At 57.7% G+C, this 16,459-nt stretch carries 12 protein-coding genes; 3 read left to right on the forward strand and 9 right to left on the reverse strand.

Translation table 11 applies throughout. The features are described from left to right. Window positions 1-8 precede the first annotated feature (8 nt). On the reverse strand, window positions 9-1,355 hold the full coding sequence (locus tag EI291_RS22170; protein ID WP_125424480.1) for a proton-conducting transporter transmembrane domain-containing protein: 1,347 nt from the start codon (window positions 1,353-1,355) through the stop codon (window positions 9-11). 103 nt (window positions 1,356-1,458) lie between these two features. On the opposite strand from EI291_RS22170, the gene EI291_RS22175 reads away from it, so the two are divergent. The 3 genes from EI291_RS22175 (at window position 1,459) to EI291_RS22180 (ending at window position 4,089) form a co-directional block, all read left to right on the forward strand. Continuing rightward, complete coding sequence (locus tag EI291_RS22175) at window positions 1,459-2,301, forward strand: LysR substrate-binding domain-containing protein (protein ID WP_125424481.1); 843 nt, start codon at window positions 1,459-1,461, stop codon at window positions 2,299-2,301. A 349-nt stretch (window positions 2,302-2,650) separates the two neighbouring features. Beyond that, complete coding sequence (locus EI291_RS23380; protein WP_262697297.1) at window positions 2,651-2,785, forward strand: hypothetical protein; 135 nt, start codon at window positions 2,651-2,653, stop codon at window positions 2,783-2,785. 194 nt (window positions 2,786-2,979) lie between these two features. Further along, window positions 2,980-4,089 carry a Fic family protein gene (locus EI291_RS22180; RefSeq protein WP_125424482.1) on the forward strand — a complete coding sequence of 370 codons (1,110 nt, stop codon included), beginning with the start codon at window positions 2,980-2,982 and terminating at the stop codon, window positions 4,087-4,089. 300 nt (window positions 4,090-4,389) lie between these two features. Here the strand turns inward: EI291_RS22180 and EI291_RS22185 are convergent, their stop codons facing one another. The 8 genes from EI291_RS22185 to EI291_RS22220 form a co-directional block, all read right to left on the reverse strand. Further along, the gene (locus EI291_RS22185; protein ID WP_125424483.1) at window positions 4,390-4,836 is read right to left on the reverse strand and encodes a hypothetical protein; all 447 of its coding nucleotides are present in this window, start codon (window positions 4,834-4,836) and stop codon (window positions 4,390-4,392) included. 224 nt (window positions 4,837-5,060) lie between these two features. Beyond that, complete coding sequence (locus EI291_RS23585) at window positions 5,061-5,324, reverse strand: GNAT family N-acetyltransferase (protein ID WP_125424490.1); 264 nt, start codon at window positions 5,322-5,324, stop codon at window positions 5,061-5,063. Between the two features lie 366 nt (window positions 5,325-5,690). Continuing rightward, window positions 5,691-6,482 (reverse strand): S1/P1 nuclease, encoded by a 792-nt coding sequence (locus tag EI291_RS22195; RefSeq protein ID WP_125424484.1) that lies wholly within the window; start codon window positions 6,480-6,482, stop codon window positions 5,691-5,693. A gap of 316 nt (window positions 6,483-6,798) precedes the next feature. Further along, window positions 6,799-7,719, reverse strand: coding sequence for a cupin domain-containing protein (locus tag EI291_RS22200; RefSeq protein WP_125424485.1), 921 nt, complete (start codon window positions 7,717-7,719; stop codon window positions 6,799-6,801). A 13-nt stretch (window positions 7,720-7,732) separates the two neighbouring features. After that, window positions 7,733-9,514, reverse strand: a complete 1,782-nt coding sequence (locus tag EI291_RS22205; RefSeq protein ID WP_125424486.1) for a GMC oxidoreductase — start codon at window positions 9,512-9,514, stop codon at window positions 7,733-7,735. A 449-nt stretch (window positions 9,515-9,963) separates the two neighbouring features. Continuing rightward, a complete protein-coding gene (locus tag EI291_RS22210) occupies window positions 9,964-11,604 on the reverse strand; it encodes a vitamin K epoxide reductase family protein (protein ID WP_125424487.1) in 1,641 nt (546 codons plus the stop codon). Window positions 11,605-11,648: 44 nt separating this feature from the next. Further along, window positions 11,649-12,941 carry an HlyD family secretion protein gene (locus EI291_RS22215; RefSeq protein ID WP_125424488.1) on the reverse strand — a complete coding sequence of 431 codons (1,293 nt, stop codon included), beginning with the start codon at window positions 12,939-12,941 and terminating at the stop codon, window positions 11,649-11,651. Window positions 12,942-12,951: 10 nt separating this feature from the next. Beyond that, window positions 12,952-15,234: a peptidase domain-containing ABC transporter gene (locus tag EI291_RS22220; RefSeq protein WP_125424489.1), complete on the reverse strand. Its 2,283-nt coding sequence runs from the start codon at window positions 15,232-15,234 to the stop codon at window positions 12,952-12,954. Between the last annotated feature and the right edge of the window lie 1,225 nt (window positions 15,235-16,459).

Consider the following 16,459-nt stretch of genomic DNA (forward strand, 5'->3'; position numbering starts at 1 on the left):
GCGGCTACTTAGAAGTGGTACTGGTTGCGATGAGTGGTGATGGTGGCCGGGTGGGGCTGGCTGGCGTTGAGCGCCTGCACGTAGCCTTTCAGCAGCCAGTTGGGAGTCGAGCTTTCTTTGTCTTTGGGTTGCCCGCTGAAGAATAGCCGGGTCAGCCAGGCTAGCGTCAGGGCCAGCAGGCCCGCCACGTGGTAGGCACTCAGGGGCTGGGGCTGCTGCAGGTTGAGCGGAGCCAGCAGCCAGCCGATCAGCTGGACGCTGCCCCCATACACCAGCCCAAACAGGCTGGCCCCGAGCAGTGCCCCCGGCAACTGGTGCAGTGGCCGGACCTGGAGCAAGGGCAGGGCAAACTGGCTGGTGGTCAGAAAGGCCACGGCAATCAGCACCAACGTGGAATCCGTGGCCAGCCACTGCTTACCGCTGGCCGCGGCGAAGCTGAAGCTGCCGGCCAGCCCGCAGGCCAGGGCCGCCACGAAGGCTACCGCAGTGGGCGGGTAGGCCTGATCCACGCGCTTTTCCTTGGCGGCGCTGCCGCTGGAGAGAAACAGGTAGGCTTTGAACAGACCGTGCCACACCAGGTGCGCCACTGCCGCCGGAAACAAACCCAGCCCGCACTGCACGAACATGAACCCCATCTGCCCCATCGTGGAGCAGGCCAGCATCCGCTTCACGTCGGGCTGCATGAGCTTCCACAAAGTGCCCAGCAGCGCCGTCAGGAAACCCAGCACCACCAGTACCGTCAGCAGGTCGGGGCTGCGCAGATACAGGGGCGCAAACCGGGCTAGCAGAAAGCCGCCCCCGTTGATGAGCCCCGCGTGCATAATGGCCGAAACCGGAGTGGGCGAGTTCAGGGAGCTGAGCAGCCAGCGGTGGAAGGGCCAGATGGCCGACTGGGTCATGGCCCCTATTAGCAGCAGCCCCAGGGCCAGCAGCAGGGGCGGGGTAAGCGCCGGCTCCTGTAGCACGGCCTGAATACTGGCCTGGCCGGTGGTGGCGTAGAACAGCCCGAAAGCGCCGGCTACCCCGGCCGCCCCCAGGGCAAAGTTTCTGGATGCCAGCACGCCGGCGGCCCGGGCGGCCCGCCACCCGGTTTTGTGCATCATCAGCTGCACCAGCAGCGCGTTGCTCGCGCACCAGGCCAGCAGCAGCAGCAACAGGTTGTCGGCACTTACCATCACCATAACCGTGCCCACAAGCAGCGTGAGCCGCCCGAAAAACGAGCGGTAGTAACTGTCGCCCTTCAGATAGTGCCGGGCAAAGCTGCCCACGCAGAGTCCGATAAAAGCGACCAGGCCCATCATGATCAGGGCCAGCCGGTCGACGTGAAAGAGACTGCCGAGTACAAAAGGTGTCATGCCAAATCCGGTTATAAGTTATTTTTGCTTGAGTGCTCAAAAGTATTAGCTCTTCTAATATTAGAGAAACTCGAAATTCTTATACTTTGCATTAGAGCTTCTTATGAACATCGACACCATCGCCCTGCAGTGCTTCATTGCCGTGGCCGAAACGGGCAGCTTTACCAGAGCGGCCGAACGGGTAGGGCGCACGCAATCGGCCATCAGCCAGCAGATTAGCAAGCTCGAGGGGCTGCTGGATAAGCTGCTGCTGGTGCGGGGCAAGGCCTTCACGCTCACGCCCGAGGGCGAAATCTTTCTGGGGTATGCGCGCCGGATTTTTGCGCTGCACCGTGAGGCGCTGGACCGGTTCAAGGAGCCGGAGCTCGAGGGGGAGGTGCGTTTCGGGCTGCCCGAGAACTTTGCCAGCGTTTACCTGGCGGAGATACTGGCCGACTTCTCGCGTATTCACCCCCGTATTCTGCTCAACATCGAGTGTGACCTGACTCTTAACCTTTTCGACCGTTTCAAGAAGAATGAGTTCGACTTGGTGCTGGTGAAAATGAACCGGCCGGAGGATTTTCCCAACGGACTGGACGTGTGGTCGGAGCCCCTCAAATGGGTTGGTGACCCGAGTCTGATTGACCCCACCAGACCAGTGCCGCTGATTATGGCCCCACAGCCCTGCGTGTACCGGGCATCGGCCATTAAGTCGCTGGAGCAGGCCGGCCGGTCGTGGCGCCTGGTATTTTCGAGCCCCAGCTACGCCGGCGCGGTGGCGGCCGTGCGGGCGGGTATGGGGATTTCCGTTATGCCCCAGACCATGATTCCCCCCGACCTGCAGGCCATCGACGCGGCCGTCCTGCCAAAGCTGGCCGATACCCACACCTCACTCATCAAGCACGTAGCCAACAATGCCGCGGTCAACACGCTGGAAGAGTTCGTGCTGCGCCGCCTTAAACACTAACTTCCAGGTAGCCCGCCTGCCGCAGGGCGCGGCCTTGATGCTTGAGCTGCCTTGTTTTGTATGGCTGTAACATGACGCCCCGGCACGCGAAGACACACTCTAATTTGGTATTGCAGTGGGTTTAAGTAGCGGTCTGTAGATGGTGTCGCTGAACCAGCGTTGAGAATCTTGGCCAGAGATGACAACCGGATGCCGGGCCTGCCGCGTGGCTGTCAGCCTTATTCAGGTAACATACATTCAGGGAATTTTACAGCGCTGCTTATCAGGCACTGCCCGTTTTTGTAAGAGGAGGGTAGAACCCAATGTGCCGGGGAAGGGTATATTTGAGCTGAACATAATTTTCATCTGTATGTCGAACAAAACCACCACCACGGAAAATACCGCCGCTGCCCAGCAGTCTGAAATCACCCGTGAGACCATCTACCGTCGCGTAAAGAAGGCTCAGGAGCGTCGTCGCCTCAAGCTGAAGCACGTGAACCCCTAGTCCTTTCGTGACTGATAAACATGAAAAGCCCTTTCCATAGACGTGGGAAGGGCTTTTCTGTATCAAAATGGTTTTGCCAAGCCGAAGATGCCAACGGCACCGTGCAATGCCTTGCCCAGCCTCTTTACTATCCCAAGTCACTGAACCAGCCATGCACGGGATGCGGTGAATAACGGGTATATTCGCCGCATATTATGCGGAGATTACAGCCATACATTCATCAGTTGACGGGTTGGCCAACCTTTACCTGGGACCCGGCCGCCTTGGAAACGCTGCTGGGCACAGTGCGTCATCAACAGGGGCGGCTGCTGGGACGGCTCGAGGCGTTGGGCGTCGACCTGCGAGCTGAGGCCACATTGCGTACACTCACGCTCGACGTGCTCAAGTCCAGCGAAATCGAAGGCGAACTACTGCCCCCGGCCTCGGTGCGCTCCTCCATTGCCTGGCGCCTGGGGTTGGAGCAGGCCGCCTTGCCACCCGCAGACCGGCGGGTGGAAGGCGTGGTGGCCATGCTGCTCGATGCCACCCAGCAGGCCGCGGCACCGTTGACGGCGGCGCGCCTGTTCGGCTGGCATGCCGCCTTGTTTCCCACGGGCTACAGCGGCCTGTATCCGTTGCAGGTGGGTGCCTGGCGCACGGGTCCCATGCAGGTCGTTTCCGGGCCGCTGGGCCGTGAGCGCGTGCACTACGACGCGCCCGCCGCGCAGACTCTGGACGCGCAGATGCAGCAATTCCTGGCGTGGTTCAACACCGACCAGGGCCTGGATCCCGTGCTGAAAGCCGGACTGGCCCATTTCTGGTTTGTGACAATCCACCCCTTCGACGACGGCAACGGCCGCATCGCTCGTGCCATCGCCGATTTGCAACTGACCCGTGCCGACGGCACAGGCCAGCGCTGTTACAGCATGTCGGCACAAATCCAGGCCGAGCGCCAAGCCTATTACGACCTGCTCGAAACCAGCCAACGTGGCCCGTTAGATGTCACGCCGTGGTTGACGTGGTTTCTCGAGTGCTTGGGGCGAGCCTTGGAGGCCGCCGAGCACACCTTGGGCCAGGTGCTGGCCAAAGCACGCTTCTGGGACCTTCACCGGGATATGGCGTTTACCGCACGCCAGCGCCAACTGCTCACGCGCCTGCTCGACGGCTTCGAAGGTAAATTCACCACGGCGAAATGGGCGCGCATGGCCCATTGTTCGCAGGACACGGCCGGCCGCGATATTGCTGACTTGGTGGCCAAGGGCGTATTGATGCACGAAGGTGCCGGTGGGCGCAGCACCAGCTATCGATTGGCCCCCGAAGCGTAGTTATTTCACTTGGGTTTACGCCTTAAACAAGCTGATTTTAAGCAAACGAGCGAAGCAATGCCCTTCTTTGTTGCGGTCGCAAGAACTGGTACCAGTTGTGCGGCGCGCCATGGAGATCGAACCGATCCACAACCACGAAGTTCAGCTTTCGAAGCACGTGATTGGAGGCATGATTGGCCTCGGTTAAAAGTTTGGTACAAAGGTTAAACGTGCAGTCGCACTGCCTGCTTGAGCCACCGTTTCGTCGAATTATTGCACCAGCAAACAAAGCCTTTTAACTGGCAGGAAGACACCTGGAAATTACCATTCTAGTTCAGAAAGAGCATCTTTATCATATGCCGGCAGAATAGAATCCTGACGAATCCAGTCACGCTGGGAGCTATCGGGTAGGGGGTGGCGTTGCCAGTCAAAAGACTGCTCAAATCGCGTGAGTTCTTGCCGAGATTGTCGTGCTTGAGCCTTCCAACTGGTATCTTGATGAGCCGCTTCCGCTTCTCCTATTTGGTGTTGTAAAGCTCGGTCCGGCTGCGTATCCCAGACGTCAAAGAGAAAGGCCAGGGCAATCAGTACCATTAGGGTTCCAAGGGCCAGGGCTATGCCTCCAATAGCTATGCACCCCATCTTTGAGGCACTCGTCCGTTGGATTTGTATTCCTCCAAACACGAGCAGCCCTCCGAATGCCAACACTGCCAGCCCCAATATGGCAATAGCCCCTGTGATGTCGCCCAATAGTAAAAATGGTCGCATAGACGGGGATGATCAGTGAAGCAGAACAAGAAGGGCAATATGTACAGCAACAAGATAGTCGTCTAAGCCGAACTAACGCTCCGTTTAGTGAGCACCTAGCTGTTGACGCGCACCCGATGGCAATAGCTCTTCGCAGGGCAGAACGAATTTTGTAAACCCTCATCTCATCATATTAACCAGTTATCGTGGCAAAGCAAAGGAGAGGACAATAGCCAGCCCATCGTTTAACCTTTGTACCAAACTTTTAACAGAGGCCATGATTCAGCACATCGGCCATGCTGTAAATCGTAGCCAAGCGTCTTAAAGCCATGGCGCAGTACCGTGTGTGCCGCTTCCGTGGCGTACCCACGTCCCCAATGCCTTTGGAAAAAGTGGTAGCCCAGCTCATAAACGGTGGTATCCGGCTGAAAAAGGTTCGGAATCAACTTCAGACCCGACCAACCCACGAAGTCCCCCGTCCCCCGGTCGAGAACGGCCCAACGGCCGATGCTGTTTTCTTATTTGTCGCACATGCCTACTACCCAACCTACCCACCTCTGTCTCCAAATTATCTATAACTGCTCTACTCTACATGTTGGGCGATAGAGGATACTGCCTATAGACAGGATAATAGGGATTCCTTAATAATGGTGTACGCTCCCCTTTCTCTGATCAACACTCTGATAACGGATTACCGGGCATCAGCAGAAGTAATGGCTCAGTACCAGGAAGCGGGGCTAACCAAGCTGGTCTAAAGTCCACCAGATAACACGTGCGGACCAATTTACTGAGTACTTTCGCCCTAGTCTTAGCAGACGCTCAAAGTAGCGTCAGATCCCTCGGCCCACGCTGTCCCCGCTAGACGGAACACGTGTTTATTTAAGGGAGAAAGTATTACTCAGGAGCGCTGCTAGTCGCACGCCGGCTTGTAACAAGCGCTGTCTTACGACAAGTTGCTGGTCATAGTACAAAACCAGAAAATCAGGGTTTTCCGCGGCGTGGTAAATGGGCTCGCATAGCTGATACGATTCAAAGAGCCATTCTTCTATGGGAGACTTGCTCCATTGGGAAACCTCCCGGTCAGAAGCGTGATCACACGCCGTTGCGAGTTCCTGATAGGAAAGACCAGCATACTCTACCATGTCGCGGTCCCAGTACTTGTGCAGGCTGACCGTATCTTTTCGCAGTACCAGATTAATCAAATTTCCGCCCTTGTCAGCCGCCCGTCCCGCATGCAAGGGCTGGTGCGCGTCCCCTACCAAGTGAACAATGAGCCGCAGGGCCTGCTTGCGCTGGATCGCGGAAGTGGCCGGATTACGTAACTCTGCCAGCAAGCGGGGAAACTCGGTGTACAACGTCTGCACCCCGGTAGGGGTATTCTGCAGGAAGACGCTGTATTGAGCGTGGTTAAGTCCCGCCGGTGCATTAACAAAATGCCAATTCGCAGAGGCTTTCCCGGTAGGCGTTTCCCGGTAGTCGTCTGCCCAAGTACTGGCCAGCGCCAGACTCTCCGTACCCAGTAATCTGCCAATTTCTTCCCTGGTATGCGGCAGCAGATGGTTTGCAGCAATTTGCCCGATTACCCGATGTCCAACCATATTCCACGCCTTGGCGGGCAATGGAACGGCAAAAAGGTAAAGTGCAGCTAAGCGGACCAAGGTTTTCATGGCAGGACTGACTTTAAAGGCGGTATGATGGTAGGTGCCTATCACAAGGCGACAAGGTGCTTTGTTAGGCGTTGCGCTGCTTGCTAACAGTTTGGCAATGTTTACTCAAGAATCATGACTCTAATTGGCTTGCTGCTTGCGCTTTGAGGAAGAAGTTCAAGAAGTAACTGGTCTGCTTCACAGGCATAGGGCAGATGCGCACCGGATAAATTGCATGGGTTCCCGCTTGCACCCCAGCCTAGGTGATCCAGTTTCAATAACAAATACATTGAAACCGGATCACCTAAACGGCAAAGGACGATTAAAGCAGAGCTACTTATCGCAACCGGTCAATGATGGTTGACTGCTGTGGAAAACGCGTTGTCAATGCTTCAATTGCCACGGGACTGGGCTGGTGCGAATCCGACGCGGTCCAGGCCGGAGCTAAGCTGCAACTGACCAAGGCATATCCCGAGCCCAGCAACTCGGCTCCGAACCATTGACCGTGCCGGGCTACTCCGTGCAAACACTGGCCTTGGTCGAGGTCACTGCCCAGCACGAAGGTGGAATAGATGCCTTCGTCCGAAAAAGCATGTAATTGAATGGCGCTGCCTTGGTGAAAAAACCATTGTTCGTCCTGATCAAGCGTGTGCAGCCGGAGCACCTCCCCCGCAGAAAGCAGGAACAGGTTCGTGGAATAGATTGCCCGCTCCCCCGAAAACCGATCAGGAAGCGCTCCTTGTGACAAGGAAAAGTCACCTTTGGGTCCCTGGGCCAGGTAACCGCCCACCCCCGTTGGTTTCATGCCGAAATGACTGATTAAGGCTTGCACTTCCTGTTGGGGTTCGGGGAAGCGCTTGGAGAAACAAACAGTGATGCCAATAATATCCGTGCCGCCTTTCTTGCGCAACAAGCCTTTCTGCGTCACAATCTCCAGATCGGAGTAGGAGCCGTCAGGGTTCGGTACCTGAATGGTTTCGTGGAAGTTGAGCAATGGCACCCCGCTGGCCATCACTTGCTGGTCATGCGCTACGTGGGCTGCCCGGGAATCCCGGGTACCAATGATTTGCTGCGGGGTCTGGCCAACCAGCTGCGCAAAGTTCTCATTGACCCACAGGAATACGGAGTCGTGATTTTTAATGCAGAAATACACACCGTCCGTTCGCGAGAGTACGTCCGCCACCGTCATAGCTGGCTGCGTGTCAAGGACGACCTCGTTAAGGTCAGCAATATCCAGGGCAAGGGGTTGGTTTTCCATCGTCGGGCAGAGATTACGCCAGGGTGTTTTCCAACGAGTTCAATGCAGCGGCTGGCGCCTGCTCACTCTCCTGCACCAAGTTGTCGGCCAAATCCTGAGCCAGCGCTACCATCGTCATGGTGGGATTCCAGGAGCCACTGGCGGGCCATAGGGCTCCCCCGGTTACATACACATTCTCGATACCGTGCGGCCGGTAATCTAGGCCTACCACTCCCTCACTTCCCTCACCGATCCACAGCGGAGATCCTTCGTGCACCAGACCGCCGACACGGCGCTGGCTCTGGGCGGGACGATGAGCTCTCCAACTGCCCTGAGTGGGCGTGCCATGCCAGTATTCCACCCGCTCGCTGCCAATGGGAGAGAGGGCTTGCTCCAGCATCTGGAAGGTGCCCTCATCCATCGTATCCCACGTTTGTAGATCCGTTTCGCTGGCGATGGCCTGCAGGTTGATGTTCGTTGTCGGGTCGCTTTGGCCGTTGAGGCGGATGTAGTTATCGGGATTGCGAAAATCCATTTCCCCAAGTACCGCACACACGAAAACCAGGTAGTCCTCGGAACTGGTAAGCTGAGCCAGGGATGCGGTGGCTACTACATCAGGCATGTAGCGGGCGGCCATACTGGCATTTTTCAGCGGGTTGCGGTCCGAGAGAACGGACAACTGCACGTGGTATTGCATACCACTGGTTGGATTGACGCCAGCCAGGTAGATAGCAGCCAGTTCTAATTCCTCCAGGTCAGCCGCAAATGCGTAATCTTGGCGCGGAATTCGGGCTACTACGGAGGTAATAAAATGCGCTGTAAACCGCTCTCCCACCTTTTCCAGATTTGGGAAAGAGTTCATCAACAAGGTAGCAGGCGGGACAGTGCCCATGGCCAGAATCAGCTTGGCCGAGCCAATATTCACCACCCCCCGGGAGGTATTGAGTGCGGTGGCAACCCCATCCTGCTGATAGATCTGGTGAACAATACATTCCCCGGCAATCTTGAGCGGGTTACCCTCGCCGCGGCTCTGCAGATCGGCTTGGTGGCTGACCAGATCCAGCAGTACCGATGGGGTAGAGAATTTGGCAAAATCAATCCCGGCCTGCACACTGCTGCCGACTGCCAGTGGCGCGGCCATCACCCGGGTGGCCGAAGGAATTCGGCCAAGGTTGGCGCTTAACATGGCTTGCAGCTCCCGTTGCAACACGCTGTAGACCGGCCGCTGCTGTGCTACTAACTGCAGCAACTTGGGAGAAAGATTCTGATCAATCTCATCAGCCGGGATAACATTCAGCAGCTTTTCCGCCGAAGCAAAGTGAGCGCGGGCTGCTGCCACCGTATGCTCAGGCCAGTACTGCATCTCTTCCAGAGTAGGCCGTGGGCACCAAGCACTCCACATGATACTGCGGCCGCCAAAAAAGGGTACCATGCCATGCTGAAACTGGATGTTGCCCTGCGGCTGCGTAGCCGTGCGGGCCGATAGCGTCCAGGGAAACGTTTCGGAGAGATGCCCTAGGGTGCGCTGGTAAGGAATGGGCAGGTTCTGGAAATGCTCGGGCAGAAAAAAAGGCCCCCGCTCGAGTATCAGGATTCGGGCCATGGGCATTTGCGTGAGTACGCGCTCGGCAAAAGCCAGGGCGCAAAAGCCGCTTCCAATAATGATATAGTCAAACTGCTCCTGCTCCCGGACATCCTTCCACGCCTCTTCGGAAAGAAAGAAGATATGATCCATCACCTTCTGAGGGGTGGGAGTTTGTGGACCGGGCGTGGGGTAACCGAAGGCCAGGTTGGGACTGGATGAAAAAGTTTTCATCAGATAAGGGATAACTAAACGGTCCTACTCGTAAGGCTTTTCAGATTCGCCCCGTTTTTTAAAATGGTGGCTGGGCTCCATTGGAGCAATAGGTGCACTAGGGAGGATAAACAGAGCAATCGTATAAACATATGTAATTTAATATATTTATACAAGTAGTGATTTTACTAGTTATGTGCCCCCCGCTTGAGGTATGGGGGGCCACTACCTTAATCGTCCGAGCAGAAAGGTCCATTGCTTAAGCTGCACAGCCGTAAAAACAGCCGGCAAATCCGGCTGGAACGAGCCAGTGCGCAGAATTCTCGACAGAGTATTCCGCTACAGATAGTCATCGCGCCGCGATCAGCCAATTCCCTGCGCCGGTAACGTGGCTGTCACCACGGCCCACCAGTTAGCCGTTAACTCGTAGCGGGCTGCCATCGCTTCCTGCAAGCACCAACACTTTCCAGCTACTGCTTAGAATAGGTTGCCGCCTCTGCAAAAACAGGTTGCTGAATTTGCTCCTGCGTTAGAAAATACTCTGCCAGGCCGGGCAGCAGTAAGACAAGCTGCTCGGCGGCGTAACCCGGGGGTAACAGGTAGCCATTGACAAACAAGGTCGGGGTACGGGTTATGCCCTGCTGCCGGTTCCAGGCGTAGTGACGTGTGAGCAGGTGCGTGCTGGATGAGTAATCACCTGTAAAGTCAGCCGGATGCGTGGCGGCAAACGAATCCAGATTCATAGTGTGGTACCAGGCCCGTAGCATTTCAGCCGTCCGCAGGCACTCATCTTCCTGGCCACGCACGTGCGTAAGCCAGTGCTGCAACACATATTGCGTGGTTGTGGGGAAGCGGCCCACGTCGGCGTTACTGCCCGTCAAACGCAGGCGCACTTTAATCAGCTCTGGAAATAAAGCCAGCAGCCGGTCCAGCTGCGCGTGGGTACGCTGGCAGGGTACGCAGTAGGGATTGCTGACCATAATTATGTCGATGGGCGCGTCAGCGGCCCCGAATACCATTTCCTGGTTGAACTCCCAGTCATCCGCCCTGGACTGCTGCTGCAGCAAGGTCGTAAACAAAGGCACCGAATTCTTGGTCCGCAGCAAGGCTCGCTTCTCTTGGCGCGTAGCCTGCTGCCGCAACAGTACCTGCTTGAGGGCCAGTAGTCCGCCGGTCAACACCAGCAACCCGCCCCCGGCAAATAATTGGGTTGGCAGTGACAGAGCACGAAGGGTTACTTGCTGTTGGGAGAAAGCTAGCAAGGCCACAACGGCCTGCAGGCCTAAAATTCCATCAACTACCAGGCACAGCCGGCACCAGGCTTTCACGACCACGACCTGATAGTAGATAGAGGCCAGGATCACGACTGGACCAGCCAGGGCCAGCCCGGCCAAGAGCAACGCAGCGCCCGCCGCCGGTTGTCCCGCCAGCGCCACGGCAATTAGCAACCCAGCCTGCCAGGGAAAGTAAGTGGCCACAGCGTCGGGCAACCCGTAAAGGCCAAACAGGTGCACCGGGTCCGCCTCCAGGACACTGTCGCAGCCGGGCTGGGCATCGCCCCCGCAGAATTCGGCGATCAGACCGGGTGTGGCACCTACCTCCCGCCCGATCAGCAGGTATCCGATAACTACCCCGGCCAGGGCCAGCAGATACAGTGCTGTTGTCCACCAGGAGGGTAGGTAAGCCGAAACTGCCAGTAGCCCAAGACTTAGTGCCGTGCCGCTCCAGCGTGCAAGGCGGGTAACCGTCCGCTCTTGCCTGTACGCGGCCAGTTGCTCCTCACTCGGGGGGGTACGCATTCCTTCGACCCTGAGAAGGATACCACTCCACTGCGCCGGCTCCGCCCGGGCCACCGCCAGCTCTGCCGCCGAGCGGATCAGCACAAGTTCCCCGCTGCCCCGTTCCAGATAGGCCAGATAAGGAAAGCCAACCTCGGCCAGCTGCTCGTCGGCTACCTGGGCCACGGATTGGTTAACGCCAAAACTGTCGAGCACATCCGCAACGGCCAGCAGGGAAGGGTAATCCGGGTGGGTGTGGACCCGTTCGCTAAACTCTTGCCGGGCAACTGGCAGGTGCTGCAGCTGCAGCAGGCGGGCAACGATCTGCTCCATGGAACAAGGAAAGTCAAGTGCGAAGAAAGGACGAAAGGGATAGCCTAGTGAGCGGGCGATAAAGCCGCCCGGATCGGTTGAAACAGGCGTTGCAGCAGCCGCTGCTCGCGGGTGATAATTTCCGCGGAGGCGGTCATACCTACCCGGTAAGGCAGCTTCTGGCCCCGGGTCGTGACCAGTTCCCGGGGTAGCCGCACCTGGGCGACAAAACCATCCTGCAGGGGTACCTGCGCTACGGCCTGAATAGTGCCTCGTACCAAGCCAAATTCCTGGTAAGGGTATCCGTTGAAGCGAATCAGCACGGTCTGTCCCACGCGAACTTTGCCCGCGCTTTGCTGCGGAATGCGCATCTGGCCGGCGTAAGCGGTGTTGCCGGGAGCCACGTAAAACAGGTCCTGCCCGGCTGCCACCTGCTGATTATCCTGCAGGGGTAGAGGAAAATATACCCGTCCAGCAATAGGCGAGCGGAGCAGAAATGTGCGTTCCCATTGGGCTGTGGCACTCTGCAAGGTCGTGAGGGCTTGCAGAAACTGATCGCGCTGTTCGGTTAGGGAAAGGTCCAGGCTCAACAGCTCCTGCTGCTTGCTGCGCTGGGCGGACGAGTTGCTTAGCACCGCCGCCAGCGTTTGCCGGTAGGGCATGCGCTGAGACAATAACTTAGTTTTCTCGCGTTGCAGGTCCAACGGGGCGATGACCTTCTGCTGCGCCAGCCGTTGGTGCATCGCATACTCGGCAGTGGCCAGGCTGAGCGCTTCCTGCTGGATGCTCTGCTGCTGGGTCAGGTTCTGACCCATGGCCCGCAGGTCCGCCAGCTCCAGGCGCAACAGGGCCTTCCGGCGGGCAAAGTATCCCCGCGTTAGGGTAGTGCGCAGCTGCAGGTGAGCCAAGGCGAAGGGCTGGTAGGCCACCTGCAGCTCGCCGAGCTGATGGAAGCGATCTAGCGGCAGTTGGGCAACCTGTTCCAAATGACCGCCTCGGATCAAGTTCCAGGCCTGCTGCAACTCCCGGGAGAGCTCCGTAACTTCTTCGGGGCGGGCCGTGCTTTCCATGTAGCCCAGCGGCATTCCTACCCCGACGGCTTGTCCATCCCGGACCAGAACCCGAACCAGGCGACCCTCGCTGCGGGATGGGACGGTTTTGGGGGCGTTAACCGAGGTAAGCGTAAAGGTGGCTGGGACCAAGTCGGGAAAATGAATCAGCCAACTACCGTAAAATATAGCCAGCAGTAGCCCGGCCAGCAGGGTAATGCTCCAGCGGAGCATCCAGGTGGGCTGGCGCGCTAGCAGGTCCTGCACCTCGTCGGCGCGCACTTCCTCAAAACGGGTTGCAGTGGGCATGTACGTCAGGCTAGGCTCCGAGGGCGAGTTGGTTCTTTACTAGGTGCCAGTACTGGCCCCTGCGGGCAATCAGGCTAGCGTGAGTCCCGCTTTCTGTCAGCCGGCCCTTGTCCAGGACTACCAGCTGGTCGGCGTGGCTGACGGTACTGAGTCGGTGGGCCACCACGATGACGGTACGGCCCCGGAAAAACTCCTGCAACCGTCCCCAGATTACGGCTTCATTGTGGGCGTCCAAGGCATTGGTCGCCTCGTCGAAGAACAGATACTGCGGGTTCTTGTACACGGCCCGGGCAATGAGAATGCGTTGACGCTGCCCTTGGCTGATACCGCTGCCGTCCGGCCCGATCTTGGTATGTAATCCCAACGGTAGAGCCTGCAGAAAATCATCCAGATTGGCCACATGCACAGCATGGGCCAGCTGGGTAGCATCAATGGCGTCTACGCCCACGGCAATATTACGGGCAATCGTGTCCGAGAACAGGAAGCCGTCCTGCATTACCACCCCGCACTGGCGTCGCCAGCTGGTGTGGCTGATTGTGCGCAGCGGTAGGTTGCCCACCCGGATATCTCCCGCCGAAGCTTCGTAAAACTTAAGCAGCAGTTTTAACAGTGTTGTTTTCCCGCTCCCGCTCATGCCTACAATCGCCGTGGTGCGCCCGGCTGGCACACTCAGGCTGACCTGATCCAGAACCAGAGCCTGACCGGCGCCGGGATAGGTAAAGCAGACTTCCCGTAACTGCAGCTGTTGGTGCTCGCCGGCCGGCTGGCCAGGGGTGGGGACTGGGGCCGGTAAGAGCGTGCCTTCCGGCTCCTCATCGGCCAGGGTGTGAATCTCATTGAGACGCTCCACGCTGATGTGCGCATCCTGCAGACTCTGCATAAAGCCGACCAGTTGCTCAACCGGCCCGTTGAGCTGACCTACCATGTATTGCATAGCCAGCATGCCACCAAGGCTCAATTGCCCGTCAATGACGGCCTTGGCGGCGAGGAAAGTGATCAGCACATTTTTACCTTCATTAAGCGCAAACGCCCCCGCCTGCTGGTACTGCTGTAGGGAAAGGGAGGTCATCTGCAGCTTAAATAGCCGGGCCTGCAAACGCTCCCAGGCCCATCGCATGGGGCGTTCCGCGCCGGCGAGCTTTATTTCCTGCATGCCCTGGATAAGTTGCACGAGCATGCTCTGACTGCGGGCGGAGGCTCCGAACCGCTGCTGGTCCAGCTTGCGGCGCTGGCGCAGGAACAGGCGAATCCAACTCAAGTATAATAGGCTGCTGGCCCCAAAGACCAGGAAGATGGTCGTGTTGTAGAGAGCCAGCACGACTCCGAACACCAGCAGATTCAGCAGTGAAAGCAGTATGCTCAGCGCCTGCCCGGTCAGGAACGCTTCAATCCGGTTATGGTCGTTGATGCGCTGCATCAAGTCCCCATAGTGCTTGGTATCAAAGAAAGCCACGGGTAACCGCATCAACTTCATAAAGAAGTCAGAGAGGATATTCAGATTCAGCCGGGTGCTGATGTAGAGCAAAATCCAACTACGCACAAACTCCACGCCCAGCCGCCCGGCCAGCAGTACGAGCTGGGCGGTCAGGATCAGGTACAGGAAAGATACGTTCTGGGTATTCACACCCACGTCCACTACCGCCTGAATCAGGAAGGGTAACAGCAATTGCAAACCCGCGGCAACAACCAATCCGAGCAACAGCTGTCCAATCAACTGTTTGTGCTGGGTAACGTAGCTCAGCAGCCGGCTGAAGCCGTAGGTGGGGACTACCGTCTCCGGCTCGTCCTGTTCGTAAAAGGTCGGGGTTGTCTCCAGCAGCAGGGCAATACCGGTTGGGATACCCTGCTGGGTGGCGGCGGCCCAATGCTGCTGAAACTCTGCGGCCGAGTAGGTGAGCAGGCCGCGGCCGGGATCGGCCACGTAGAACGTGTGCGGATGATCAGCGGCCTGATTGGGGAAGCCCCGCCGTTTGCGGCGTTGACGCAGCCAGGATCGCTGTTGTTTTACATGGTGCACCACCACGTAATGGTTCTGGTCCCAGAGAACAATGCAAGGCAGCGGGGCCTCCGTTACCAAGCTGTCTAAGGGTAATTCTACGCCCAGCGTGCGAAAGCCGACGGCCTCGGCCGCTTCGGCCAAGCCCAGCAGGGAAGTTCCTTCCCGCGCGAGCTGGCCTTTTTCGCGCAGGGTTTGCACGGGAATGGAGCGGCCGTAGTGCCGGGCAATCATGCGCAGGCAAGTCGGGCCGCAGTCCATGGTATCGAACTGCTTATAATAAGGGAATTTCGCCACGCTTTTGGATAAGGATACGCACTCAGCCCGGCAACAGGGCCGCAATCTGGTTGATTGCGGCCCTGCGCGTACTATTTAGGCAACGGAGTGCCTATACCCACGGGCAGGAATCGCCATAAATGCGGGAATCATCGGGACAATAGCAGATGGCTCCACCGGGGCCATCGTTGGCGGCCAGCGGAATGGCACCACCCTCGCAGTAGCAAGGATAAGGACAGCGGGCGGGGTCAATTGGCCGGCCGGCTATGATGCTTTTCATCTGGGTTCGGCTGAGTTGGCCTCCGACGTTACTTAATGGCTTGCTCATGGTACTAACTAAGTTGGAAAGAATGGATGGATAAGTAGTGCTGGTTTTATCACGTGATAGGGTACCGACACAATAACCCCTGTTCGGCCGAACATATAGCATAGATGCGGACAAGCTTCCGCACCGGCGAAGTGCCGGCGGGAGCAGTACTGCCGCAGTAACATCAGATAAGAAGAAGCCGGGCTCTGTATGGCTCCGATCGGCCTGCGGGTCACGTTCAACCCGCCGGCGAGGACGGAAGGCGTGCTCAGCCGAAGCGGCCGGGTGCATCAGCAGCCGGAAGGCGTAAACCGGGAAAGGGAAAGGGGTTGCGCACATACTTCACACCGGAGCCCCCGGAATTTTCCGGCTCTGTAATTGGGCTACTAACAGGTGTGCAGTACTGGGAAAGGAGGGCGGGGACCGGGAAAGGTATTAGCTGATTCCTGGTGCACAAGTATAATGGTCCTGCGCAGAATTCCCACCCGGTCCAAAACAAATAATTCGGGCTTCGGGCCCATCCAGCGCGCAGGATTACTTGGCGGAGCTAGCGGAGCGTGAAAGTTGCAACGCACGACCACTTACCTGATCCATACTAACCCAACTCAAACGACCATGCCCCAAGTCGATATTGGCTACGGCGGCTGACTGTTGCGTGGGCACTAAGCAGCTAGACTGGCGGTGACGGCCATTAGCAAGGAAATGCGACCCGCCCGGGAAAAGCAGAAGTGAATATTATCTATTTGGAGTAGTTGCCCGAACCAACGGAAGGTCAGTCCTGGGGGTAAGCATATGGTAATCGCACTCGGTATTATAGCGGATTCATGAACGGTGTACATGATAGCCGCAATGGTTGAACCAGGCTTTGGCGTCCTTGCTGGAAATCCAGTCCACGGCCGTTTGGATAGCCGCCTCCACTGCTTCACGGGTACGGGCCTG

This window comes from Hymenobacter rigui, from assembly GCF_003944715.1.
GTDB lineage: Bacteria > Bacteroidota > Bacteroidia > Cytophagales > Hymenobacteraceae > Hymenobacter > Hymenobacter rigui.